Annotated in this window: 17 protein-coding genes; 13 read left to right on the forward strand and 4 right to left on the reverse strand. The window is 60.2% G+C overall.

Features of this window, described 5'->3' with window-relative positions; translation table 11 throughout:
• Positions 1-123 precede the first annotated feature (123 nt).
• Entirely contained in the window at positions 124-1,041 is a 918-nt protein-coding gene (locus LOY43_RS28255; protein WP_095049639.1) for a LysR substrate-binding domain-containing protein, read from the reverse strand.
• Positions 1,042-1,221: 180 nt separating this feature from the next.
• Between LOY43_RS28255 and aspA the strand changes: the two genes are divergently transcribed.
• The 6 genes from aspA to LOY43_RS28285 all read left to right on the forward strand — a co-directional run bounded on the left by aspA (position 1,222) and on the right by LOY43_RS28285 (position 12,939).
• Entirely contained in the window at positions 1,222-2,646 is a 1,425-nt protein-coding gene (aspA, locus tag LOY43_RS28260) for an aspartate ammonia-lyase (protein ID WP_095049638.1), read from the forward strand.
• A 531-nt stretch (positions 2,647-3,177) separates the two neighbouring features.
• On the forward strand, positions 3,178-4,626 hold the full coding sequence (locus tag LOY43_RS28265) for a sodium:alanine symporter family protein (RefSeq protein ID WP_095049637.1): 1,449 nt from the start codon (positions 3,178-3,180) through the stop codon (positions 4,624-4,626).
• Positions 4,627-4,797: 171 nt separating this feature from the next.
• On the forward strand, positions 4,798-5,802 hold the full coding sequence (locus tag LOY43_RS28270; protein WP_095049636.1) for an asparaginase: 1,005 nt from the start codon (positions 4,798-4,800) through the stop codon (positions 5,800-5,802).
• A 248-nt stretch (positions 5,803-6,050) separates the two neighbouring features.
• Positions 6,051-7,043 (forward strand): AraC family transcriptional regulator, encoded by a 993-nt coding sequence (locus tag LOY43_RS28275; protein ID WP_095125050.1) that lies wholly within the window; start codon positions 6,051-6,053, stop codon positions 7,041-7,043.
• A 123-nt stretch (positions 7,044-7,166) separates the two neighbouring features.
• Positions 7,167-8,192 carry a histone deacetylase family protein gene (locus LOY43_RS28280; RefSeq protein WP_095049634.1) on the forward strand — a complete coding sequence of 342 codons (1,026 nt, stop codon included), beginning with the start codon at positions 7,167-7,169 and terminating at the stop codon, positions 8,190-8,192.
• Between the two features lie 151 nt (positions 8,193-8,343).
• Positions 8,344-12,939: a dermonecrotic toxin domain-containing protein gene (locus LOY43_RS28285; RefSeq protein WP_258709003.1), complete on the forward strand. Its 4,596-nt coding sequence runs from the start codon at positions 8,344-8,346 to the stop codon at positions 12,937-12,939.
• On the opposite strand, the gene LOY43_RS28290 is transcribed toward LOY43_RS28285, so the two are convergent.
• Positions 12,896-14,449 (reverse strand): PLP-dependent aminotransferase family protein, encoded by a 1,554-nt coding sequence (locus tag LOY43_RS28290; RefSeq protein ID WP_220557194.1) that lies wholly within the window; start codon positions 14,447-14,449, stop codon positions 12,896-12,898. The genes LOY43_RS28285 and LOY43_RS28290 overlap by 44 nt on opposite strands.
• A 92-nt stretch (positions 14,450-14,541) precedes the next feature.
• Between LOY43_RS28290 and LOY43_RS28295 the strand changes: the two genes are divergently transcribed.
• Genes LOY43_RS28295 through LOY43_RS28305 form a run of 3 tightly spaced genes read left to right on the forward strand, consistent with a single transcriptional unit; the run spans position 14,542 to position 16,307 of the window.
• Positions 14,542-15,165 carry an FMN-binding negative transcriptional regulator gene (locus tag LOY43_RS28295; RefSeq protein WP_093429613.1) on the forward strand — a complete coding sequence of 208 codons (624 nt, stop codon included), beginning with the start codon at positions 14,542-14,544 and terminating at the stop codon, positions 15,163-15,165.
• 11 nt (positions 15,166-15,176) lie between these two features.
• On the forward strand, positions 15,177-15,623 hold the full coding sequence (locus LOY43_RS28300) for a GNAT family N-acetyltransferase (protein WP_258709004.1): 447 nt from the start codon (positions 15,177-15,179) through the stop codon (positions 15,621-15,623).
• Between the two features lie 12 nt (positions 15,624-15,635).
• Complete coding sequence (locus LOY43_RS28305) at positions 15,636-16,307, forward strand: GNAT family N-acetyltransferase (protein WP_095125053.1); 672 nt, start codon at positions 15,636-15,638, stop codon at positions 16,305-16,307.
• 100 nt (positions 16,308-16,407) lie between these two features.
• Here the strand turns inward: LOY43_RS28305 and LOY43_RS28310 are convergent, their stop codons facing one another.
• The gene (locus LOY43_RS28310) at positions 16,408-17,307 is read right to left on the reverse strand and encodes a homocysteine S-methyltransferase family protein (protein ID WP_258709005.1); all 900 of its coding nucleotides are present in this window, start codon (positions 17,305-17,307) and stop codon (positions 16,408-16,410) included.
• A 113-nt stretch (positions 17,308-17,420) separates the two neighbouring features.
• On the opposite strand from LOY43_RS28310, the gene LOY43_RS28315 reads away from it, so the two are divergent.
• Together LOY43_RS28315 and LOY43_RS28320 are read left to right on the forward strand one after the other, a co-directional pair.
• Positions 17,421-18,242: an ABC transporter substrate-binding protein gene (locus LOY43_RS28315; RefSeq protein ID WP_258709006.1), complete on the forward strand. Its 822-nt coding sequence runs from the start codon at positions 17,421-17,423 to the stop codon at positions 18,240-18,242.
• On the forward strand, positions 18,239-19,075 hold the full coding sequence (locus LOY43_RS28320) for an amino acid ABC transporter permease (RefSeq protein ID WP_095125055.1): 837 nt from the start codon (positions 18,239-18,241) through the stop codon (positions 19,073-19,075). Before LOY43_RS28315 ends, LOY43_RS28320 begins: the two co-directional genes overlap by 4 nt.
• 32 nt (positions 19,076-19,107) lie before the next feature.
• On the opposite strand, the gene LOY43_RS28325 is transcribed toward LOY43_RS28320, so the two are convergent.
• Complete coding sequence (locus LOY43_RS28325) at positions 19,108-19,386, reverse strand: helix-turn-helix transcriptional regulator (protein ID WP_095049626.1); 279 nt, start codon at positions 19,384-19,386, stop codon at positions 19,108-19,110.
• 244 nt (positions 19,387-19,630) lie between these two features.
• Between LOY43_RS28325 and LOY43_RS28330 the strand changes: the two genes are divergently transcribed.
• Both LOY43_RS28330 and LOY43_RS28335 read left to right on the forward strand, forming a co-directional pair.
• On the forward strand, positions 19,631-22,588 hold the full coding sequence (locus LOY43_RS28330; protein WP_258709007.1) for an autotransporter domain-containing protein: 2,958 nt from the start codon (positions 19,631-19,633) through the stop codon (positions 22,586-22,588).
• A 199-nt stretch (positions 22,589-22,787) separates the two neighbouring features.
• On the forward strand, positions 22,788-24,965 hold the full coding sequence (locus LOY43_RS28335) for an autotransporter domain-containing protein (RefSeq protein WP_258709008.1): 2,178 nt from the start codon (positions 22,788-22,790) through the stop codon (positions 24,963-24,965).
• Positions 24,966-25,089: the final 124 nt, after the last annotated feature.

Genomic DNA, 25,089 nt, shown 5'->3' on the forward strand with positions numbered 1-25,089 from the left:
AGACATCACACGATCCCTGTGGGAGCTGGCTTGCCAGCGATGGCGTCGCATCAGCAAACAGAGTCGGTGTCTGACCCACCGCCATCGCTGGCAAGCCAGCTCCCACAGGGTTTTTCATCAACCTCAGGTTACGGTCGTACCTTGTGCGGCGCCGCCTTCTAGTTTTCGCCAAAGCAGGCGCACGTTGGCTTTGCGCACCAGTGCGCAGCGATACAGGCGAATTTCCAGCGGCACATGCCATTGCGGGCCGCCGCAGACCACCAACTCACCACGCGCCAGTTCCGCGCGCACGCTCAGTTGCGGTACCCAGGCAATGCCCAGCCCTTCCAGCGCCATGCTTTTCAGGCTGTCCGCCATCGCGGTTTCATAAATGGTGGTGAAACGCAGCTGACGCTGACGCAGCAAACCATTCACCGAACGTCCGAGAAACGCACCGGCGCTATACGCCAGCAACGGCACGCTCGCATCTCCTTCCAGATCGAACAACGGCTTGCCCTCGGCATCCGCCGCACACACAGGGAGCATTTCCGTCTGGCCCAAATGCAATGAAGGGAAAATCTCCGGGTCCATCTGCATTGCCGCATCCGGATCGTAGAACGCCAGCATCAAATCACAGCCACCTTCGCGCAACGCATGCACCGCATCGCCGACGTTGGTTGCAACCAATCGGGTGGCGATGTTCAGCCCTTCATTACGCAACTGAGCGATCCAGCGCGGGAAGAAACCCAGCGCCAAGGAGTGAGCGGCAGCGACCTGCATCACTTCGCCCTGCCCGCCTTCCAGATGATGCAGATGGCGCAGCACTTCACCGAGCTGTTCGACCACGGTGCGCGCGGTCACCAGAAACAACTGCCCCGCCGCCGTCAGTTCAACCGGCGTACGCGAGCGATTGACCAAGGTCAGCCCCAGCGCAGCCTCCAGACTGCGAATCCGTCGGCTGAACGCCGGCTGGGTAACGAAGCGCCGTTCGGCCGCCTGCGAAAAGCTGCGGGTGGCGGCCAGAGCACTGAAGTCCTCGAGCCATTTGCTTTCCAGATTCATCACGTCCTCCAGGACACGCACCAAAACAGGTCACACGTCTGCCGCGCACGCGGCGTCACACGGGCATTATGCCGAATGTGCATAGGGCAGTGCTGAACAGCATTGGCCCAAAATTTCCCACAAGCCTAGCATTCGCAGCGTTCCGGCACAGACCGGGTCCATATCGAGATGATTTCTATCATGTCCTCCGCTGCATCTTTCCGCACAGAAAACGACCTGCTTGGCGCCCTCGAAGTACCGGCTCAAGCGTATTACGGCATCCAGACCCTGCGAGCGGTGAACAACTTCCGTCTCTCCGGCGTTCCGATTTCGCATTACCCGAAACTGGTTGTCGGCCTGGCGATGGTCAAACAGGCCGCCGCTGACGCCAACCGCGAGTTGGGTCACCTGAGCGAAGCCAAGCACGCTGCCATCAGCGAAGCCTGTGCCCGATTGATCCGCGGTGATTTCCACGAAGAGTTCGTGGTCGACATGATTCAAGGTGGCGCCGGTACTTCCACCAACATGAACGCCAACGAAGTGATCGCCAACATTGCGCTCGAAGCAATGGGTCACCAGAAAGGCGAGTACCAGTACCTGCACCCGAACGACGACGTCAACATGGCGCAGTCGACCAACGACGCCTACCCAACGGCGATCCGCCTGGGTCTGCTGCTCGGTCACGACACCCTGCTGGCCAGCCTCGACAGCCTGATTCAGGCGTTCGCGGCCAAGGGCAAAGAATTCGATCACGTCCTGAAAATGGGCCGTACCCAGCTGCAAGACGCCGTGCCGATGACCCTCGGCCAGGAATTCCGCGCGTTCGCCACCACCATGGGCGAAGACCTGGCGCGTCTGAAGTCGCTGGCCCCGGAACTGCTGACTGAAGTGAACCTGGGCGGCACCGCGATCGGTACCGGCATCAACGCCGACCCGCGTTATCAAGCGCTGGCGGTACAGCGTCTGGCCCTGATCAGCGGTCAACCGGTAGTGCCGGCGGCCGACCTGATCGAAGCGACTTCCGACATGGGCGCCTTCGTGCTGTTCTCCGGCATGCTCAAGCGCACCGCAGTCAAGCTGTCGAAGATCTGCAACGACCTGCGCCTGCTGTCCAGCGGCCCACGCACCGGCATCAACGAAATCAACCTGCCAGCGCGTCAACCAGGCAGCTCGATCATGCCCGGCAAGGTCAACCCGGTGATCCCGGAAGCCGTTAACCAGGTGGCGTTCCAAGTCATCGGTAACGACCTGGCGCTGACCATGGCAGCCGAAGGCGGCCAACTGCAGCTGAACGTGATGGAGCCGCTGATCGCCTTCAAGATCTTCGACTCGATCCGTCTGCTGCAACGCGCCATGGACATGCTGCGCGAGCACTGCATCGTCGGCATCACCGCCAACGAAGCGCGCTGCCGCGAACTGGTCGAGCACTCGATCGGTCTGGTCACCGCACTGAACCCGTACATCGGCTACAAAAACGCCACCCGTATCGCCGGCCTCGCGCTTGAAAGCGGCCGCGGCGTACTGGAACTGGTACGCGAAGAAGGTCTGCTCGACGAAGCCATGCTCGCCGACATCCTGCGCCCGGAAAACATGATTGCTCCGCGTCTGGTTCCGCTTAAAGCCTGAGCCGACGCGTAATTTGTAGCACCGCTCACCAGGTCGAGGGACTAGACACCTCTCACCTTTTGAGGGCTTGGGGATTTGTCCCCAAGCCCTTTTTTTTAACTTTCTGACCCTGAGACCCGTATGTCTGGGGACTGAACAATGTGGGAGCGAGCCTGCTCGCGAAGACGGCGGCACATTCAAAAGCAATGTGTCTGCAATACCGCTTTCGCGAGCCGGCTCGCTCCCACACAGAGCAGTTCCTGCACAAGCCCGGCGCCGGTAACGCCGGGTGTTTCACAGCTTCGTTTCGTCGCTTGCACCACTACCGTGCAGACGGGCGCGTCACTGATCGGTATAGTGCCGCCCCTCTTCGCGTGAGCGGTCGTCGGTAACGAGGCCATAACCCATGCGAAACCCGAACTAATAACAAACCCGCGAAATGGATCCGGGACGAAACCATCGCCTCACCTGTCGTGCCGCGCACACACCGGTGTAACACGATATTTCTACCATCCAGCATTTGCTCACACAAAAAACAGCGAGGAAAAATCCATGCTCGAAGTCATCAACGACTTCCTCTCAGGGAAAGTACTGATCGTGCTCATTGTCGGGCTCGGTAGCTACTTCACGATTCGCTCGCGTTTCGTTCAATTGCGGCACTTCTTCCACATGTTCGCGGTGTTCCGCGACAGCCTCAAAGGCAGCGCCGGGCAACTCAGCTCGTTCCAGGCCCTGATGCTCAGCCTTGCCGGCCGTGTCGGTGCAGGCAACATCGCCGGTGTCGGCATCGCCGTGACCCTGGGTGGTCCAGGTGCGGTCTTCTGGATGTGGGTGACCGCACTGGTCGGCATGTCCAGCAGCTTCTTCGAATGCACCCTGGCCCAAGTCTACAAGCGCGCCGATGGCGACGGCCTGTACCGTGGCGGTCCGGCTTACTACATCCAGCACGGCCTGAAACTCAAAGGCATGGCGGTGGTGTTCTCGGTCCTGCTGCTGGTCACCTACGGCTTTGCCTTCATTGGCCTGCAGTCCTACACCGTGACTCACTCGCTGCAGAACGCCTTTGAATTCAACCCACAACACACCGGTATCGTCCTGGCAGTGTTGCTCGCCATCACCTTCATCGGCGGCATCAAGCGCATTGCCTCGGTGTCCGACCTGCTCGTACCGATCAAGACCCTGGCCTATATCGGCGTGACCCTGTACGTGATCGGTACCCAGATCGAACACGTACCAGCCATGCTGGAAACCATCTTCAAGAGCGCCTTCGGCCTCGACCCGGCCTTTGGTGGCCTGCTCGGCAGCGCCATTGTCATGGGCGTGAAGCGTGGCGTGTTCGCCAACGAAGCGGGCCTGGGCAGTGCGCCGAACGTCGCCGCTGTGGCTGCCGTGAAGCACCCGGGCGCCCAGGGCGTGGTTCAGGCCTTCAGCGTGTTCCTCGACACCTTCGTGATTTGCACCTGCACCGCGCTGCTGATTCTGCTGTCGGGCTTCTACACCCCGGGCTTCGAAGGTGACGGCATCGTCCTGACCCAGAACTCGCTGGCCGCTGTGGTCGGTGACTGGGGTCGCATGTTCGTCAGCGTCGCGTTGTCGCTGTTCGTCTTCACTTGCATCCTCTACAACTACTACCTGGGCGAAAACAGCCTGCAGTTCCTCACCCGCAACCGCGCCGCGCTGATGATTTTCCGCGGCCTGGTGCTGGCGCTGGTGGTATGGGGTTCGATGCAGGACCTGTCGACCGTGTTCGCCTTCGCCGACATCACCATGACCTGTCTGGCCTTCGTCAACCTGGTGGCCTTGGCCATGCTGTTCAAGGTCGGCATGCGCGTAATGCGCGACTACGACGAGCAGCGCCGTGCCGGCGTTAAACAGCCCGTGTTCGACTCAAGCAAATTTACCGATCTGGATCTCGACCTGAAGGCCTGGCCGACCAACCCGTCTGCCGCTGCCGACAAGACCGAAGCCGAGCCGCAAGGCGTACCTGCAGCGCAACGCTGACAGGTGAATGACGGGCGCATCCTCTGCGCCCGTCAGTTATTGTGATGCAATAACTTGTAGGAGTGAGCCTGCTCGCGATAGCTGTCTTTCAGCCAACATCAATGTTGAATGATGAACCGCTATCGCGAGCAGGCTCACTCCTACAATGTCATCTCTTGTGGAGACCCTCAGATGATTGCCAATTCCTACCCCGCCGCCCAACACGTCATGGTGCTCTACACCGGTGGCACCATCGGCATGCAGGCCAGCGCCAATGGCCTGGCCCCGGCGTCCGGTTTCGAAGCGCGGATGCGCGACTACCTGCACAGTCAGCCTGAGCTCGTTGTGCCGCAGTGGCGCTTCCGGGAAATGTCGCCGCTGATCGACAGCGCCAACATGACCCCGGCCTATTGGCAGCAACTGCGTGAAGCGGTGGTCGATGCCGTGGATGTGCAAGGTTGCGACAGCGTGCTGATCCTGCACGGCACCGACACCCTGGCTTACAGTGCGGCGGCGATGAGCTTCCAGTTACTGGGGCTGAATGCTCGCGTGTGTTTCACCGGCTCCATGCTGCCGGCCGGTGTTACCGACAGCGATGCCTGGGAAAACCTCGGCGGCGCACTGGTCGCCCTCGGCCAAGGCCTGGCGCCCGGTGTGCATCTGTACTTCCACGGTGAGCTACTGGCGCCAACCCGTTGCGCGAAGGTGCGCAGCTTCGGCCGTCATCCGTTCAAACGACTTGAGCGTCAGGGCGGCGGCGTAAAAGCGCCTTCGATTCCAGCGTCGTTGAACTACAACCAACCGAAGCAACTGGCCAAGGTTGCCGTGCTGCCACTGTTCCCCGGCATCAGCGCCGAAGTCCTTGATGGTCTGCTCGCCAGCGGCATTCAGGGTCTGGTGCTGGAGTGCTACGGCAGCGGTACAGGGCCGAGCGACAACCCTGAGTTTCTGGCAAGCCTTGGCCGTGCGCGGGATAACGGCGTAGTCGTTGTGGCGGTCACGCAATGCCATGAAGGCGGCGTTGAGTTGGATGTTTACGAGGCTGGCAGTCGATTGCGCGGTGTAGGCGTGTTGTCCGGTGGTGGCATGACTCGTGAGGCGGCGTTCGGCAAGTTGCATGGGGTGCTCGGTGCGGGGCTGGAAACTCAAGAAGTGCGTCGGCTGATCGAACTGGATCTGTGTGGTGAGCTGCTCTGAGCACGACTCAGGATCGGCCCTCACCCTAGCCCTCTCCCGAAGGGAGAGGGAACTGACCGAGTTGTTTTTCGCTGTCCGTCGACCTGATAAATCGCGTCGATTGTGGATTCGGCAGAGATGTATCACCTCGGTGCATCTCGCCAATATCCCCCAATCGGCCCCCTCTACCTTTGGGAGAGGGTTGGGGTGAGGGGCTGCTGCGGCATGCAATTTGCTGCGTTCCAGCCATCCTCAGGCTGGAAGATCTTATGCTGCACTCCCACCTCACCACCCTCAACGCCGTCTCGCTAATCCTCAACACCTTCAAAGCCGAAGGCCTGTCGAGCGAAGCGTTGCTGGCCGGCAGCGGCATCAGTGCGGCGGATCTCAGCCGGGCCGACACGCGCATCACCACCAATCAGGAGATGCAGGTCTGCGCCAATGCAGTCGCGCTTAAGCACGACATCGGCCTGGAGCTGGGCCGGCGCATGCACGTTTCCTGCTACGGCATCCTTGGCTATGCCTTGCTGACCTGTGCCACCTTCGGTGACGCTTTACGTCTGGCGATTCGCTATCCGGCGCTGTTGGGAACACTTTTCGAATTGAGTCTGGAAGACGATGGCGAACGCGTCTGGTTCGTCGCGGCCGATTATCGCGAGAGCCCGGCGATGGCGGTGTTCAATGCCGAGTTCTGCCTGGTGTCGCTGAAAGTCATTTGTGATGACCTGCTCGGGCATCCGCTGCCCTTGCTCGCCACGCGCTTCGAACACGCCGCACCGGATTACCGTGACAGTTATGCCGAGCACTTCGACAGCCCGCTGCACTTCGCCGCCAAGGACAATGCCTTCGCCTTCGACCGTCACTGGCTCGATCAACCGCTGCCGCTGGCCGATGTCATCACCCATCAAGCCATGGCCGAACGCTGCCGCAAGCAGAACCTTGAGTTCACCGGACGCCAAGCGTGGCTCGGGCGCATCCGCCAGTTGCTCAGCGCCCAACTGAACGCCGCGCCGGGGCTGGAAGGCCTGGCGCAACAGATGAAGTGCTCGCCACGCACTCTGCGCCGGCATCTCAAGGACATGGGCTGCAGCTATCAGGAATTGCTCGATGAACTGCGCTTCGAGCGAGCCAAGCAGATGTTGTGTGAGGATCAGTTGCCGATCTACCGCATCGCCGAGACCCTTGGCTTCAGTGAGACTGCGAGCTTTCGTCACGCCTTCGTGCGCTGGAGCGGCGTGGCGCCGAGCCAATTCCGGGCCTGAGGGGCGAATTGCGGTCAGTGTTTTTGGCCATATCCATCCCCTTTTGGCCTTTCCTGCCGTTTTCCGATTCACCTCGCGCCGCAACACTGGGAGCAACCGAATCAGCCCTGCGGAGAACAACAAATGCTGACGATCTACTCGGACGATCACCACCTGCACCATGGCCGCTGCGAACTCATCGATGGCCAACTGAAGCCGTGCTTCGAGATGCCGTCGCGCGCCGACCATGTGCTGCAGCGCGTTAAAAACCAGAACCTCGGCCCGGTCGAGGCGCCGAAGGATTTCGGTCTGGAGCCGATCGCCCGCATCCACAGCCGTGACTACCTCGACTTTTTCAAAGGCGCGTGGCCGCGCTGGACTGAATTCAATACCGACGGCGATCTGCTGCCCTACACCTGGCCGGCGCGCACTCTGCGTGCAATCAAACCGACCAGCCTGCACGGCCAGCTCGGCTATTACAGCTTCGATGGCGGCGCACCGATCACCGCCGGCACCTGGCAAGCGGCGTACAGCGCGGCGCAAGTTGCCCTGACCGCGCAAGCAGAAATCCAGCGTGGCGCGCGCGCTGCCTTCGCGTTGTGCCGGCCACCGGGACACCACGCTGCCAGCGACTTGATGGGGGGTTATTGCTACCTCAATAACGCTGCGATCGCCGCGCAGGCGTTCCTCGATCAGGGCCACAAGAAGGTCGCGATCCTCGACGTCGACTATCACCACGGCAACGGCACGCAATCGATTTTCTACGCGCGCAGCGACGTGCTGTTCACCTCGATCCACGGCCACCCGGAAGCAGAATTTCCGTTTTTCCTCGGCTACGACGATGAGCGTGGCGAAGGTGCCGGTGAAGGCTTCAACTTCAACTACCCGCTACCCGCAGGCTCCGGCTGGGACGTGTGGAGTGCGGCGCTGGATCAGGCCTGCGACGAGATCGATCGCTACGGCGCCGACGTCATTGTCGTATCGCTCGGCGTCGACACCTTCAAGGATGACCCGATTTCGCAGTTCAAACTCGACAGCCCCGATTACCTGGCGATGGGCAAGCGCATCGCTGCACTCGGCAAACCGACATTGTTCGTCATGGAGGGCGGTTACGCGGTGGAGGAAATCGGCATCAACGCGGTGAACGTATTGGAAGGCTTCGAACGATAACCAGATTCTCGTCGCAACCGTAAACACCAGACCCGCCCAGGCGGGTCTTTTTTTGCCCGCAATATGTATGTACCGCACGTGCGCCGCCGCTCGCCGCTACCTTGCCCGGAACCGCCGCCCTTGGGCGCGCCCATCAGAGCAGGAGTTGCCCATGCCCGAAATCCCCTCGCCCAGCGCCGTCGATGTCGTGACTCAACTGGTGACCGGCCCTTCACTGCGAGAAGTTGCGTCGAAAACGCTGCGCCCCGCGCTCAGGACGCTGTATCCCGACCTCGATCTCGACCCGCAGCTGGCCATGGTCGTAAGACCGACCTGGGTCATTGAAGATGATCGGGTCGTCCCGGGTCGCCACCTGATCGAATCGCTGACCGACACCCTGGTACGCCTGGGCCTCTCCGGCACGACTGTGGCGTATCTCGACGGTGAGCATTATCTGACCTTGCAGCCCGACCTGCCGTCCGCCATCCAGCTGCCGGTGAAAATCAGCGCGATCGGTAAGCTGCTCAATGAGCTGGCACCGTTGCTGTTCATCGCCTACAAGGAACACCAGGTCAATTACTGGGATGATTTCACCTACCCAGGGCAGCCGCGCTGGCAGCAGATGTCACAGGCCCTGCGCAATTTGTGGAAGGTCGACGCGAACCCTGGCTGGGATGCCGACCAGCGCGCCATGGCCGAAGCGCTTTATAAATACCCGGACAAACACCAGCGACTGCCCACCGACAAATACAAGACCCGCGCCTGCCTGATTGATCTTGACCGCGGCGAGGGTGACGAGCAGAAGCATGTGACCCTGCTCGATACCGCGGTACTGATCGGCACCGACGACAAGCGCACGTTGATCATGACCCACTCGGTGCTGCAGGGCTTCGAGAGTTTTCAATCGCTGGAAAAACTCGGCGAAGCCCTGCCGCGTCGTTATTGGCAAGGTGCCTCCGGTGCCGGGTTGAAATGGCGACTGGTCGAACCACAGGGCCATTTCTTCGACTATCAAGCCTGCACACTGGTCGCCCTGGAAGCCGAGGCGCTGGGCGCGATCAATTATTTTCAGGGTTCGAGTTCCAGCGAGCTATATCCGCACACCGGGACTGTCGGCAATCCGCGAGAGCCGACACCGCGCCTCAAACCTCATATCGCTCGCCTGCGTCCGATGCTGCCAGAATGGCTCGACAGCGCCTCTCCCGCCGATCAAACCCGTTACAGCCGGCATCTGCTGGATCTGACGATGGTGCAGCACACGAACAAGGGAAAATCATTTCAAAGCGAAGTCATCAGCCTGCAAGCGTTCACCCGTGATGCCCTGAAACAACAGATAGCCAAGGATCATCCGCAAGCCGGCGAGGTGAGGATCGATGACATCGAGATCAGCATCACCAGCCTGGTGGTCTGGGGCACATTTGTCTTGCCGGGTAACACGCAGACCAAGACGCTGTCGCTCATTGAACTCGCGCTGCAGAACCTCGCGGGGCAGCCAGCCGGCAACAAAACCGCACGTTACAAGGATGGCGGCGTGTTGCCTGAGTGGATGACCGCAAGCTACCTGCAACAACTGGTCAGCAGCGTCGATATCGGCCAGACCTACCCCGCGTACCTGCAAAACCTGCTGATTGACAACAATGAGCAGGCGTCGGCACTGCAAGCACTTTATGCCAGCCAGTTGCCCATCGAACTGCCGCTGCTGGCGTTGCAGCACAAAATACAGGGCAAGACCGGCATCACTGAACAGGGTTACCGCTATGTGGTTGCCGCGCTGGCAAACACCGGCGATGAGCGTCATGTCGATCGCGATGAAATCGTCATTCGCCCGCTGGGGTTCGTGGCCCATCGCAGTCGATCACAGGCCGATATCGTCAACAACATGTTCGTCATCGGCCCGCGCGAGGCGGACAAAGGGCCGTGCCTGCTTTATCGACCGCTGTTCGAAACGGCACTGATGCAATTTCCCTCACACGCCAACCTGTTTTACGAGATCCAGCACTCACAGGAGCTGCGCGAATCGGTCCTGGCCTGGTTGCCGGACGATGTGCGCTTCAACTACAGCCAGTTCGTCTTCACCGCCCGATTGCCTTCAGTCTGGACTATCCCGCAATTGCTGGTGAACCCCTTCACCGCCCTCGACATGTCCGGCCCCGTTGCGCTGGCGACCGCAACGATTGAACACGATGTACTGGCGACCCTGCATAACAGCAACGTGCAGGCTGTCATCACCCAGGCCGATCGGCAATCGGTCTCTGATGCAGAAGCACGCTGGGCAACGCTCAAACACGGCGGCTGGATGCTGTTCAACGCGGCTTTGCCATTCCTCGGGCGCAGCGTCGGCACGGCAGCGTGGATCTGGCAGATCATGGACGACCTGCAAGAGATCAGCGACGTGGCCAATGAGCAATCCGGCAAGCTTGCCTGGACAGCCCTCACCGACATTCTCCTGGCCTTGGGCATGGTGCTCGCCCATCGCGCAGCGGTCGGCGACAAGCCATTCAGCGAGTCGATCCCGCAGGAAGAACCCACCGCCACCGTCACCACCGAACTCGTCGTCAGCAAACCGTTGCAGTTGCCGGACGTCTCCAGCACTGCACTGCCCATTGCGCATGAGATGGTGGTCAACCCCTTCACGGCGCTGAAACGATCCCCGGTCGCACTCGCAGCGCTGCTCGACAGTTTTCAGATCGCCAAACCCAAAGGCATCGGCGATGCCGCCACCGAGGGCACGCACAGGCATCTTTATTCCCGTCAACAACAGCGGTTCGCTCCCGTCGGCCAGCGCTGGTTCGAAGTCATGCTCAATGAGCACGCCGAGGTGCAGATCATCGACTCGCGCCAGCAACCGCCGCGCAACGGGCCGCAACTGACCCGCACGGCCAACGGCCAATGGGTGGTCGACCTTCGCTTGCGCCTGCGAGGCGGCGGACTTGACAGCGCACTTGAGGCAGTTCAGGACGTGAGCAAAATGGACGCCAGGCAACTGACTGCCGAAATCAGTGCGTTCGACGCAACGATGAAAGCCAAGCAGATTCAGCGTGATGCTGACCACAAAGCCTTCAACGATGCGGACGGGCAAGCACGAGGACCGGCACGCGAGCACTATCTGGCAACGCTAGGCGCACAGCTCAAGGCGTACGGCGCGAATATTGAACAGATCAAGGCGTTGAATCAGAAAGAGCCGATTCCGAACTACCGGACCGTCATGATTGAGCGACTGCAAATGCAGCTGTTTCTCGGGCAGGAATGGCTCGACCTGCATTCCGCCGTATTTCAGACTGACCTGAAGGCCATGCAGACAATGCTTGCCGATGAAGCCGGTTTCATCGCGCAGGCGTTTGTTCAGACCTTTGAAAGAATGACCCTCCAGACCCAGGCCATCATTGAAAAAACAGAGTTGGCCAATAGCCGTTTTGACGAACTGATGTTGTTGGGAAAAGATGCCGTCAAAATTATTCCAACCTACCGCAAGGCATTGCCGAAATATGATCTGAACGACCTCAAGCTTTTGCAGATCAGTCTTGGCCAGGAAATTTGCATCAAGGCCGGTACGACAGCGGACGTCGCCAATGCCTATCAGGCACTCGCCAGTCTCGTCGAAGACGCCGCGTTGAGTATCCAGAGCACGCTGAATCTGACCGAGGATGAAAGCCTCGACAACCTGCGCGAACGCATCGATGTCCTGAGCAATGTGGCCGAACAGTTTTCCGCCATCGATCAGCGCTTTGGTGATCTGCTCATCGACTACCCCGAACAGATCAACACTGAGCGACTGCAGCATGTGCGTAAACGGGTAAACGGGTTCAGGGCGCGCACGGATGTAAAACTGGCCGAGTTGCTGCACTTCAAGCACTTGCTGGGACCGACATCGGGGCCTTCGAAGGCGAGATCATCAACGCGCCAGATCATCAAAACCCAATCCAGAGGCACGGTAGTCGGCAATCGAAAAAAACGCATCAAGGGGCAAAAATCCGACCAGGTGGAAGTACGAACCACCCTGACGGGTGTCATCGCCACATTCCAGGAAGAGTCACCCGGTGTCTGGGTAGAACAGCGCACGGCAAAGACCCGCCAACCCAAGGCCCATTCTTCCGTGAGTGCCAGCAGCCGTGCCGGCCAGGCGCTGATCGACGGCCTGGATGCATTCCACCAACGTATCGAGGCTCACCTCAAACGAGGGCGGCGGATACCTGTCGAGGTCGAGGAGGAATACCACAAGCATGCCGCTGTCTTGCGCGAAGCCAATGCGGCGATTGATGAAGCATTGACCGCCAGTAATCTGACCGCAGACTTCAAAAAGCCGACCGAAGAAATCAGCCACAAGCTTGACGAGGCCGCTAACGCCCTTGACGAAAAAGGCACCAGCATTCGCATCGGACTGGTCAAACAACAACCACCGACTGCGGCGGGGGTGCAGTGGCTCAAAGAAAAAGGTGAAGTAACGGTTTCCAAAACCATTACCCGTCGCCGGCTCAAAGGCCACTCAAGGGGTTTTCTCGACGAATACGAAGTACGCGATGCCCACACCGGCAAGGTGCTGTGTTACGCACACTTCCACTACAGCAGTGTCGACGCTCCCGTCGCTTCGTTCACCGCCGGTCATATGAAAACAGTCGCGCAACGACACATCGGCGGTTCCCACGAGCCGAGCGATCCCACCAGTTCGCAGCTCCTCGAAATCCATCGCAGCGAGATTTCACGACAGTCAGCCGAGCATCTGTTCTTCACGCCTGCCAAACCTGCCGCAAGCGCTTCAGTGCCGCTGTAATGTCAGGTTCAGGGACGGCGGCAAAGCCCAGGACCAGCCCGGCGCGCTGGTCCAGCGGTGCAGTGGAGTCCGGCAGCCAGTAACTGCTCAAGCCGTTGATCTCCACGTCAACGCCTGCTGCCTGCGCAATCAACTGCTGCTCGCGCTCGATGCTTGTTACGGCCACCGTCAGGTGCAGCCCGGCGGAAACGGCGGGCAAATCTCCAACACCGGCAATGGCGGTCGGCCAACCGTGGAGCAAGGTATTGCGACGACTCAGGGCGGCGCGGCGCATGCGCCGGATATGCCGCTGGAAATGCCCGGCCGCCATGAACTCGGCCATCACCGCTTGGGTACTGACCTCGGAATGGCGGACATCCACCGCGCGGCGTTGCGAGAAGGCATCGACCAGCGCCGGCGGCAGCACCAGATAACCGAGGCGCAATGCCGGAAAGGCAACTTTGCCGAAAGTGCCGACATACAGCACTCGCCCCTGTCGATCGAGTGCCGCCAACGGCGCCAGCGGCGCACCGGTGTAGCGGTATTCGCCATCGTAGTCGTCCTCGACGATCCAGCCTTGGTTGCGCTCGGCCCAGGCGAGCAGTTCGAGGCGCCGGGCAAGACTCATCACCACGCCTGTCGGGTACTGATGAGAGGGCGTCACATACGCCACACGACAATCCCCGGTGGCCGACAACGCCGAGCAGTCCATGCCCTCCTCGTCCACGGCAATCCCGTGCAAACGAGCGCCCGCCACCGCGAACGCATGACCGGCCGCGCGGTAGCCCGGATTCTCGATCGCCACACCATCGCCCGGCTCCACCAGCAGCTGTGCACAAAGGCTAATGCCTTGCTGTGCGCCGCTGGTGATCACAATTTGCTCAGGCGAGCACTGCATGCCGCGCGAACTACGCAAATAGGCAGCGATCATTGCACGCAGGCGCGCGTCGCCTGACGGGTCGCCGTAACACAACTGCTCCAGATCCGGTTTACGCCAGAAAGCCGCATTCAGCTTGGCCCACACCTCGAATGGGAACAGATCAAACGCCGGAACCCCGACGCGAAAGGCTCGCGGTGGACCGCTCGGTGGCTTGGACAAATGGTTGTTTTCAATGCGCGAAAAACCACCGCTGTGGATAACTTTACTGGATGAAACCACAGGTAAATCCAGCCAATTTGTGGATAAGGCTGTGGGTAAGCCTGTTGAAAACCCTGTGGATACTTTTGTGGATAGTTTTTTTGCCGAGGCCGTTACTGGCATCAATTGTGCGACGTAGGTTCCGTCCCCCACTCGCCCTTCAATAAAACCCTCGGCATAGAGTTGATCGTAGGCGCGCACAACGCTGTTACGCGAAATCCCCAGCGCCGCCGCCAGATCGCGACTGGCTGGCAACCGCGTGCCACTCGCCAGCCGTCCATCCAGTACGCGCAGGCGCAAAGCCTGATACAGCTGACGGCTCAAACCCTGACGGCGATCAAGCTCGATCCCGGCAGGGTTGAACGGCATGGATAACAGCGGCGAATCGGGCATGGCAATGGACCTATGAAATTGGTCATCAATGGCTCTTACAACAGACCAATAGCCTGCCTAGGATGCTGGCATTCGCCAAGGAAAATCTGCCCATGTACACGCCACGCGCCTTTGCCATCGAAGAGTTGTCCCAACTGCACGAACTGATTCTCGCCACCCGCCTCGCCATTCTGGTGAGTCATGGCGAAAGTGGCTTGCAGGCCAGCCATGTGCCGGTACTGCTGCATTGCGAACAAGGCGAGTACGGCACGCTCTACGGGCACCTGGCCCGCGCCAACCCACAGTGGAAAGACCTGCGTGACGGCGCCGAAGCCATGCTGATCTTCGCCGGCGCCGATGCCTACGTCAGCCCGGGCTTTTACCCGAGCAAAGCTGAACACGGCAAAGTCGTGCCGACCTGGAACTACATCGCCGTGCACGCTTATGGCCACGCCGAAACCTTCAGCGATGGCGGACGCCTGCTCGACATCGTCAGCACCCTCACCGACCGGCATGAGGCCGGCCGCGCCCAACCGTGGTCAGTCGCCGACGCGCCCGCCGATTACATCGACGGCATGCTCAAGGCGATTGTCGGTTTCGCCATTCCCATTGACCGTCTCGAAGGCAAGCGCAAGCTCAGCCAGAACCGCAGCGCCGAAGACATTGCCGGCGTGCGCGAAGGCCTGGCCGCCAGCCCGGACATCAATGATCAAACCCTCGCCCGATTGATGCGCTAAGGAAATCCCCCATGAGTCAGATCGACATTCGCCCGGTCAGCGCCGACGACCACGCCGCCTGGCTGCCGCTATGGCAGGCCTACCTGCGTTTCTACAACACCGAACTGCCGGACGCTGTGACGCACAGCACCTGGCAGCGTTTTCTCGACCCGAACGAATCGACCCACGCCGCCCTCGCCTGGGCTGGCGGTAAAGCGGTAGGCATGGTGCATTACATCTATCATCGTTCGAACTGGAGCATTGAAAACTCCTGCTACCTGCAGGACTTGCTGGTGGTCCCGCAGATCCGGGGCACCGGCGTCGGCCGCCGGTTGATCGAACACGTCTACGCCACCGCCAAGGCTGACGGCTGCTGCAAGGTTCATTGGTTGACCCACGAAACCAACGCCACCGCGATCCAGCTCTACGAGCGTATCGCCGAACGCCCGGGCTTCATCCAGTTTCGCCAAGCCCTTTAAGGAGACGCACGCATGACCGCTTCACTCGCTGACTGGAAAGGCGTCGCCGCCCCCACCGCCACCTTGCTTGAAGGGCGTTTTATTCGTCTGGAAAGACTCGACCCGGCGCGCCACGGTGACCAGCTGTTCGCCGCACTCGAAGGCCCCGGTGCCGACCCGAAACTGTGGGATTATTTGCCCTACGGCCCGTTCCCGGAACGCAGCGTTTTCGACGCTTGGCTGAACAACCACGCGGCCGCCAGCGACCCGTATTTCTTCAGCGTCGTCGATCGCGCCAGCGGTCAGGTACAAGGCATCCTCAGCCTGATGTCGATTGTCCCGGCCCAGGGCCGTATCGAAATCGGCCACGTCACCTTCGGCGCGCCGATGCAGCGCTCGCCGAGAAGCACCGAGGCGGTGTACCTGTTGGCCAAATATTCCTTCGAACTCGGCTACCGCCGCCTCGAATGGAAATGCAACAACGGCAACGCCCGCTCGAAATACGCCGCCGAACGTCTGGGTTTCAGCTTCGAAGGCGTGTTCCGCCAGCACATGGTGGTCAAGGGCCAGAATCGAGATACCGCGTGGTACTCGATTCTGGATGGCGAGTGGCCGGCAATTGCGGCAGGTTTCGAGCGGTGGCTGTCGGATGAAAATCAGACGCCCGACGGGCAGGTGAAAGGGTTGGTCGAGTGCCGTTCCTGATTATCTGAAAAGCAAAAGATCGCAGCCTGCGGCAGCTCCTACACGGTGAATTTAAATCCCATGCAGGAGTGGCCGCAGGCTGCGATCTTTTGATCTGCGGCTACTCCAGTTTTTGCGCCAGCACCGCAATGTGCTCTGGCCCGATCCCGCAGCAACCGCCCAAATGGCTCGCACCGCGCTGCTGCCAGTCAATCGCCCAGTGCAAGTAACCCGGCGGATCCAGGTCATCGCGCAGCGGATCAAGTCCGTCATTGGCCGTAGCTTCTTTTGGCTGCGGCGGAAACGCATTGGCGTAAGCACCAATGTGAATTTTCGCCCCCAAACGCTCGAAGGTGTCACGCGCGGCATCAATCGCGGCACCGATCACTTCCGGCTGACTGCAATTGAACAACAACGTCTCGACGCCCAACTCAGCCGCCACCGCAGCCGCCTCGGCGACTGGCTCACCAGAGCGCAGGCGCGGTACTTCATCGGTGTCTTCGTCCTTTAAGGTGAACGACAACCAGAACGGTTTGCCATCCTTCGGCAACCCGGCGTGAATGGCACGCGCCTCGATGATCGAGCTTTGGGTTTCCGCCAGCCACAGATCAACGTGCGGGGCCAGGCCATTGACCAAGGGCGCCAGCAACTCGGTCACTCGGTCGGCGTTGAACAGATCCGGACGATAGGAGCCAAACAGCGGCGGCAATGAGCCAGCCACTCGCACGGATTTCCCCGAGGCCTGCACCGCACGTCGCGCCAGCTCACCGGCCAACGCGGCCAGCGCCTGCCCTTCAGCGGCGAAGCGCTCTTCGCCAATATGGAACGGCACCACGGCATAACTGTTGGTGGTAATCACATTGGCGCCACTGGCGATATAAGCGCCATGCACCCCCTCAACCGCTTGCGGCGCCTCGCTCAACGCCAGCGCCGACCACTCGGGCTGACGAAATGGCGCACCCGCGCGCTGCAACTCACGGCCCATGCCGCCATCGAGAATAATCGTGCTGCCTGCGCCCATATGCTTTTCACTCATATGCTTATGAAAATAACTCACTATCAGAGTCGTTCTTATAACTATTTAATACGCACCATTCCGTTAAAAACAACCTCTTTTTTACCCAGGGATCGACTGTGAAATTTCAACCGCTAATGGCCTTGGGCCTGACCATTCTGGTCGCCTCCACGCAAGCCTTTGGTGGCACGACGCTGGACCGTATCGAGCAAAAGAAAGAACTGGTCGGCGTGCTGATGGAAAGCTACCCACCGTTCTCGTTTCTCAATGACCAGAATCAGCTTGATGGCTTCGATGTGGACGTCGCTAAGGCCGTGGCTGACAAGTTAGGCGTGAAGTTGCGACTGGAGACACCGTCCTGGGACGTCATTGCCGCCGGCCGCTGGAGCGGGCGCTACGATATCTGCATCTGCTCGATGACGCCGAGCAAGGCCCGCGCCGAAGTGTTCGACTTCCCGGTCGAGTACTACGCCTCGCCAGCGGTGATCGTGGTCAACGCCAAGGATGAGCGGATCCACGACGCCAAGGATCTGAGCGGCAAAAAAGTCGGCCTCACCAGCGCGTCCAGTTACGAAAGCTATCTGAACAAGAACCTGGTCATCGAAGGTGCCGAAGACAAGCAGTTGCAGTACCCGTTCGAAGATGTGCAGATCGCGCCGTACGATACCGATAACGTCGCCTTCCAGGATTTGGGCCTGGGCGCCGGCGTGCGCCTGGATGCAATCCTCACCAACCTCGTCACCGCGCAGCCACGCCTGAACGAAGACAAACGCTTCAAACTGGCCGGCGCGCCGCTGTACTCGGAGCCGAATTCGGTGGCCATCGAAAAGGGTGATGCGCAATGGGACGCCAAGGTGCGTGAAGTCTTCGCGCAACTGAAGCAGGAGGGCACCCTGAGCAAGCTGTCACAAAAATGGATCGGCGCTGATATAAGCCAATGACTTCTTTCCCGACACCTCCACAGCCACCACAACCGGTGGCTGAATCACGCCTGCAACGCCTGTTCGGTTTTCGTACGCGGCTGTACCTGACATGGGCGGCGCTGTTCTGCCTGTTCGCCGGGTTCTTCCTGAGCTTCGACCTGAAGTTCTCGATCATCCTCGACAAACTGCCCAACCTGGTCGGCTTGCACCTGGCGCCCAACGGCTTTCTGCAAGGCGCGGCGCTGACGCTTTTCCTGTGTATGTGCTCGATTGTCGCCTCGTCCCTGCTGGGCTTCATCACGGCATTGGCGCGCCTGTCGAAAAGCGCCGTGGCGTTCGGCATCGCCAGTTTCTACACCTCGTTCTTTCGCGGCACGCCACTGCTCATTCAGATCCTGTTGATCTACCTGGGCTTGCCACAACTGGGCATCGTGCCTGGCGCCATCGTCGCGGGCATCATTGCCCTGTCGTTGAACTACGGCGCCTATCTCAGCGAAATCTTCCGCGCCGGCATCCTCGGTGTCGACCACGGCCAGCGCGAAGCTTCGCTGGCACTGGGTATGCGCGAGACGGTGATTTTCTGGCGCATCACCCTGCCGCAAGCCATGCGCACGATCATCCCGCCCACCACCAACCAGTTCATCTCGATGCTCAAGGACTCGTCGCTGATTTCGGTAATGGGCGTCTGGGAAGTGATGTTTCTCGCCCAGTCCTATGGACGCTCAAGCTACCGCTATATCGAAATGCTGACGACGGCGGCGATCATTTACTGGCTGATGTCGATTGGACTGGAATTGATTCAGGCGAAAATGGAACGCCATTATGGAAAGGCATATGTGCGGCGTAGCTAGGGCGATCAGCACATTGCGGGCTGCGTCGGGTTTTAATGGGGCTCTCGGCGTATCCGCACGACGCCCATTTTCAGGCCAAACAATCGGAATATTGAGTCCAACGACCTCAACGTCTGATTACCCTCAGCGTGCTCTATGTGTATCAACGTGCGGACCGAAATTTTGCACATCTTAGCGAATTGGATTTGATGCAGCCCTGTCACCTCCACTCGTAAACGGCGGACGGCTTCGCTGATGTCCAATGTCCCGTCGGCCAGCGCTTCTTGGATGCTTTCGATGAGCGCCATGCGCTCAGCTACCGTCAGGCTCATTGCAGATCCCACGCTTTCATTTCCTCTACTTTTAAATACATTTCAACAGAGCCTTCATTGATGCCGGATGCAATGTAGTGCATTCAAAGCCTGATAGAACGCCAAAATCTGCAACAAAATGCAGATTTACTCCTGACAAGCGAAATCTGAATGCAAAACAATGCAGATCAGCAACCGACATCATTCTGTAAAAACCCTTCGCTATACAGGACGGCCCGTCTTATAACAAAAAGGCCGTCCGACCATGCCGTTCCCGCCCCAGCGTCTGTCTCTCGCCATTGCCCTGTTGATCACCGCCACGGCAGCCCACGGCAAAACCGTGCAGATCGACACCGCCACCACGGCAGCGCAAACGCTGGGAGGCAGCGATACGCTGACGATTTCCGCACCGGGCAGCATCACCAACAGCGGCAAGGCCGTGAGCCTGAAAGACAAGACCAGTAGTGAAGGTGTGGTGATCGATAACGCCGGCAAAATCGTTTCCAGCGGTGGCCGGGCCATCGACAGCAGCGGTGACCTGACCCAGGCGCGCAACTACACGATTTACAACCGCAGCGGCGGGCAGATTCTCGGCGCCAACGATGCTTTGCGCATCGACAGCAACTTTGTCAGCGGCAGTCTGTTGATCGACAACAGCGGCGTGATTCGCTCCACCACCGGCCAGGGACTGGACCTCGATGCGCTACGCAGTGCCGGCGTGAAAACCACCATTATCAACCGCGTCGGCGGGCTGATTCGCGGCGACGCCAGTGACGGCATGAAGACCGGCGCGAATGCGATGATCAGCAACTATGGCGAGATTTCCACCGGCGATTCGCACAATGCCGACGAGAAATTCGACGGCATCGATATCGATTCCGCGAGCGGCGTCAGTGTGACCAACTACGGGGTGATTTCCGGTGGCCGCCATGGCATCACCACCGACCTTGGCGCGACGCTGATCAACTACGGGCAGATCACCGGCCGTAATGGTTCCGGCTTCGGTTCCGACGGCGATGGCACGGTGATCAACCACGGCACCATCACCGGGGCTTACTCAGGCTTGCAAGCGAACGGTGACGGCGACGGCGTGGACATCGACAAGATCGCCCACATCGAAAACTACGGGACCATTCAGGGCGTCGGTGCGGGCGGTGTGGACAAGGGTGGTTTCGCCAACGGCAGCGAGGGTATCGCGCTGGGTGGCGGTTCCATCCTCAACGCCAGCAACGCTTTGATCAGCGGTGCCGACAGCGCCATTCTGGTCGACGATGGCAGCGGCGGCTCGGGACTGGCGGCGACCACGCTGGAAAACTTCGGCACCATTCAAGGCCTCAACGGTTTTGGCGTGAAGTTCGTCGGTGATTTCGCCGACAACGTCATCAACGGCGGCACGATCAGCGGCAGCAATGGCCTGGCGCTGGATCTGGGTGGCGGTAACGACAGCCTGACCTTGCGCAACGGCAGTCGCTTTGTCGGCGTGGTGGATGGCGGCAGCGGTTACGACCGGGTGGTGATGGACGATGCGGCCGGTGGCAGCTTCGGCGCCAGTCGCAACTTCGAATGGCTGGAGGTCAAGCAAGGCGCGTGGACGCTGTCGGGCAGTGGCGATTTCAGCGACGGCGGCGCGGTGCGCAACGGCGCAACGCTGATCAATCAGGGCAGCATCGCTGGCAACCTGACCGTCGACGCGGGCGGTGTGTATGCCGGTGGCGGCTCGGTGGGCAATCTTAACGTTAACGGCATTTTGCACACGGACACCGGACTCGGCCGCGCCACGATTGTTCGCGATTTGACCATGGGCAGCACCGCCACTCTCGCCTACGGTGTCAACGCCGACGGCAGCAGCGCGCCCGTGCAGGTTGGCGGCATCGCCAATCTCAACGGCGCAACCCTCGCGGTGAATCCCGGCAGCGGCACCTATCCATGGCAGAGCCACTACACCGTGCTGCAAGCGGCGCAGGTCAACGGCACTTTCGGCAAGGTCAGCAGCGACTATGCGTTCCTGACGCCGACCCTCGCCTACACGCCAACCCAGGTCGACCTGACCTACACCCGCAATGACGTGGCGTTCAATGAGTTCGCCACGACCGGCAACGGCAGCAACGCCGCCAACAGCCTCGCCTCAATCGGCAAAGACAACGCCTTGTACAACGCCTTGCTCAATACCAGCCAAAGCAGCGCCGGCGCGGCGATCGAGCAACTGGCAGGTGCCAGCAACGCCAACCTGACCAGCGCCACCCTCGGCGCCAGCAGTCAGGTCGGCAACAGCATGCTCTCGGCGATGCAGCAAATGGGCGGCAGCCCGGGACTGCTGGTCGGCCTCGATCAACGCGACACGCCCGTGCTGGCGGCCAACGGCGTGCCGACCGAGGCGCGCAACCTGAATGATCCGAACGCTCGCGGCCGGCTCTGGCTGCAAGGCATCGGCGGCTACGGCAAGCTCGATGGCGAACACGGCAGCAGTGGTCTGGAGCAACGCACCAAGGGCAGCGTGCTAGGCGCCGACTGGGCACTGAATCCGGCGTGGCGTCTGGGCGTACTGGGCGGCTATTCGAAAACCGATCTGGACGCGACCGGCGTCGACGGCAACGTCGAGAGCTGGCACGCCGGCGTCTACGCGCTGCACCAGAACGGCCCGATCGCTTTGCGCCTCGGCGCGGCGTACAGCGGCCATCAGGGCGAAAGCAAACGCACCATCGCCTTCAATGGTTTCAGCGACCGCCCGAAAGGCGACTACGACGCCGATAGCCAGCAAGCCTTCGCCGAACTCGGCTATGCCATGGGCAGCGGGCGCCTCAGCGCCGAACCATTCGCCAGCCTCGGCTATCAGCGCTACCACCGCGACGGCTACCAGGAAAAAGGTGGCGCCGCCGCACTGCAAGTCGACAGCCAGACCCAAGACAACTTCAGCAGCACCTTCGGCCTGCGCCTAGCGCACCTGAGCAGCCTGGACAACGGCATGAGCGTGACCCCGCGCATGGCCGCTGGCTGGAAACACACCTATGGCGATGTCAGCAGCTCGACTCGTCAGGCCTTTATAACCGGCGGCACGGCGTTCAGTGTCGATGGCAGCTCGCTGGATCGCGACAGCCTGGTGCTGGAAGCCGGGCTGGATGTGGGGATCTCGGCGCGGCACACGCTGGGTGTGGGATACAGCGGTGAGATCGGCAGCAACAGCCGCAATCACGGTTTGATCGGGCAGTGGCAGATGAGTTTTTGAGGTTGAACAGTCGGCGGGGGCTGGATTGATTGTAGGAAAAAGGACCGCAGCAGCCGAGTAAAAGTCTTGGTTGCGAATCTCGCGGTCATTTTCTACAAAATGATGCGATGTCGCCTGCAAGCCTACGGGAAGCAGCCGACATCGGATTTTCGGGTGCATCAATAGAGTTGGGTCTTCTTCCAAAGAAAGGCCCAACCCGATGCCCACTCAACACATATTCAAACCAAAACACTTGGCTTTGGCCATTTCGCTGGCGCTGGGTTGCGTAGCGGTCGCCAACGCTCAGCAACCCTCTGAAGTCGCTGATTCACCCGCAATAATGGATGCTGCAGAATCGTCCGAAACCAGCCATAAAGAAATGGCGCTTGAACGACTCAGGGCATTTCTCACTGCCCCAAGTACGGTGCCCATCGCTTTTGAAACCCCTGAAAAGACTTTTAAAGGTACCGCTGTAAACGATCTGATCACGCTCACGGACGGCGCAAGCTTTACGGGCCTGCTGGATGGTGGCGAGGGGGATAACGTCCTCTTTTTGAATGCCGCTGAAGGCGGAGAGTTGAAAGACACACGTAACTTCAACGGTCTATTTCTCGCTCGAGGAGCCTGGACGTCGAGTTCCAAGGGAGACTTCAAGGAAGGTGTGCTGGTGAACAGTGGTACCGCTCTGACCAACTTGGGAAGCATCAAGGGCGACGTGTATGTCGAGAGCGGTGGCAGCTTTGCCGGTAAAGGTGTGGTGGGAAGCCTGGAGGTCGCCGGCCTGCTCACCGTCAATGAGGTGCTAGGCAGCCCGCGCGTGAAAGGCGACTTGCGCTTGTCCCCGACCGCCGAACTGGCTTACGAGGTAACCCCCGGTGGCAGTCAAACGATCAAGGTTGATGGCACCGCCAAGCTGGAAGGCGCCACCCTGAAAGTCGTTGCGGCTCCGGGAGAATATCCGCAAAGCAGACAGTACAAAATCCTCGAAGCCGGCAAGGTAGAAGGCGAATTCGGTACGGTCGTTAGCGACCTCGCCTTCATGACAGCCACTGCGCAATACAACAAAAAGTCCGTCGGGCTGACTTACGCCCGTAACGGTGAGCCGCTTTCGAGCGCTGCCACGACGGACAACGCTCGTGCCGCTGCCGAGGGCATTGTCGATCCAACAGCACCTGCGCCATCAGCGACACCAACGCCATTGACGGCGTCTGCACCAGCTCCAATTTCTGTTCCTGTTCCGACTTCAGCGCCGACTCCCATTGCAGAGTCCGTCCCATCGCCAATGCCGGACGAACCTCTTACTGCGCAAGTTAACGAGTCCGCCGAACAGCCCGCACCTGCGCCAATAAAACCTGCAAACGCAGCAGTCGCCGCGCTTCTGACCAGCGACAAAACCACCGCACCGGTCGCCCTCGAACAACTCGCCGCCGGCAGCAACGCCAACCTCGCCAAAGCCACGCTGAGCAGCATCACTCCGGTGAGCGCGAGCATGCTTTCGGCCATGCAGCAACTGAATAGCCGTTACGGTTCTGCCTACAGTTCCGGCAACTCGCCGCGTCAGGCCGCCGGCGCTGCCGATTCCGGGCGCGTGTGGATTCAGGCGCTTGGCCATGGTGGCAAAGTCGACCGCAACTTCGACAGCACCCTCAAACACGCTACCCAAGGCCTGGTCATGGGCGCCGACTGGCGGCTCAACGAGCAATGGCATGTCGGCCTGGTCGGCGGTAAATCGCAGACCAGACTCGATGCCCGGCAATACGATGGCGAACTCGACAGCTGGCACCTCGGTGCCTACGCCGCACGTCAGGACGGCCCCTTCTCACTGCGTCTCGGGGCGACCTACGCCAGTCATGACGGCGCCAGCAAACGTCGCGTGGCCTTCAACGGCTTCAGCGATCGCCTCAAGGGCAACTATGACGCCAACACCCAACAAGCCTTTGCCGAACTGGCGGTCAACATTGGCCGGCACAACGCGACGCTCGAACCGTTTGCCAGCGTCGGCTATCAGCGCTATCAACGCGACAGCTACCGTGAAAACGGTGGGGATGCGGCGCTGGAAGTCTTCGGACAAACCCGCGACAACCTCAGCAGTACGTTTGGCCTGCGCACGGCGAAAATCAATCGGCTGGACAACGGCATGACGCTGACACCGCGATTCAGTGCCGGCTGGAAACACACCTTTGGCGAGATCGAAAGCGACACCCGCCAGCAACTGGTCAAGGGCGGCAAACGCTTTGAAATTGCCGGTGCCGCGCTGGATCGCAACAGCCTTTCGGTGGATGCAGGCCTCGATCTCGGGCTGTCTGCCAATCACACGGTCGGTGTGGGTCTCACGGGTGAAATGGCCACTGACAGCCGCACTCATGGCGTAATGGGCCAATGGCGCATGGCGTTCTGACTGACACAACATTCTTTGTAGGAGCTGCCGAAGGCTGCGATCTCTTGATCTTGTTTTATGAACGCCAAACAACATCAAAAGATCGCAGCCTTCGGCAGCTCCTACAGGATCAAAATACGCAAAA

The sequence above is a fragment of the Pseudomonas sp. B21-041 genome (genome assembly GCF_024748675.1).
Classification (GTDB): Bacteria; Pseudomonadota; Gammaproteobacteria; order Pseudomonadales; family Pseudomonadaceae; genus Aquipseudomonas; species Aquipseudomonas neuropathica.

Coding starts and splice junctions, on each gene's coding strand:
- LOY43_RS28255 (WP_095049639.1), bottom strand. CDS start 1,041: ATGAATCTGGAAAGCAAATGGCTCGAGGACTTCAGTGCTCTGGCCGCC.
- aspA (WP_095049638.1), top strand. CDS start 1,222: ATGTCCTCCGCTGCATCTTTCCGCACAGAAAACGACCTGCTTGGCGCC.
- LOY43_RS28265 (WP_095049637.1), top strand. CDS start 3,178: ATGCTCGAAGTCATCAACGACTTCCTCTCAGGGAAAGTACTGATCGTG.
- LOY43_RS28270 (WP_095049636.1), top strand. CDS start 4,798: ATGATTGCCAATTCCTACCCCGCCGCCCAACACGTCATGGTGCTCTAC.
- LOY43_RS28275 (WP_095125050.1), top strand. CDS start 6,051: ATGCTGCACTCCCACCTCACCACCCTCAACGCCGTCTCGCTAATCCTC.
- LOY43_RS28280 (WP_095049634.1), top strand. CDS start 7,167: ATGCTGACGATCTACTCGGACGATCACCACCTGCACCATGGCCGCTGC.
- LOY43_RS28285 (WP_258709003.1), top strand. CDS start 8,344: ATGCCCGAAATCCCCTCGCCCAGCGCCGTCGATGTCGTGACTCAACTG.
- LOY43_RS28290 (WP_220557194.1), bottom strand. CDS start 14,449: ATGCCCGATTCGCCGCTGTTATCCATGCCGTTCAACCCTGCCGGGATC.
- LOY43_RS28295 (WP_093429613.1), top strand. CDS start 14,542: ATGTACACGCCACGCGCCTTTGCCATCGAAGAGTTGTCCCAACTGCAC.
- LOY43_RS28300 (WP_258709004.1), top strand. CDS start 15,177: ATGAGTCAGATCGACATTCGCCCGGTCAGCGCCGACGACCACGCCGCC.
- LOY43_RS28305 (WP_095125053.1), top strand. CDS start 15,636: ATGACCGCTTCACTCGCTGACTGGAAAGGCGTCGCCGCCCCCACCGCC.
- LOY43_RS28310 (WP_258709005.1), bottom strand. CDS start 17,307: ATGGGCGCAGGCAGCACGATTATTCTCGATGGCGGCATGGGCCGTGAG.
- LOY43_RS28320 (WP_095125055.1), top strand. CDS start 18,239: ATGACTTCTTTCCCGACACCTCCACAGCCACCACAACCGGTGGCTGAA.
- LOY43_RS28325 (WP_095049626.1), bottom strand. CDS start 19,386: ATGAGCCTGACGGTAGCTGAGCGCATGGCGCTCATCGAAAGCATCCAA.
- LOY43_RS28330 (WP_258709007.1), top strand. CDS start 19,631: ATGCCGTTCCCGCCCCAGCGTCTGTCTCTCGCCATTGCCCTGTTGATC.
- LOY43_RS28335 (WP_258709008.1), top strand. CDS start 22,788: ATGCCCACTCAACACATATTCAAACCAAAACACTTGGCTTTGGCCATT.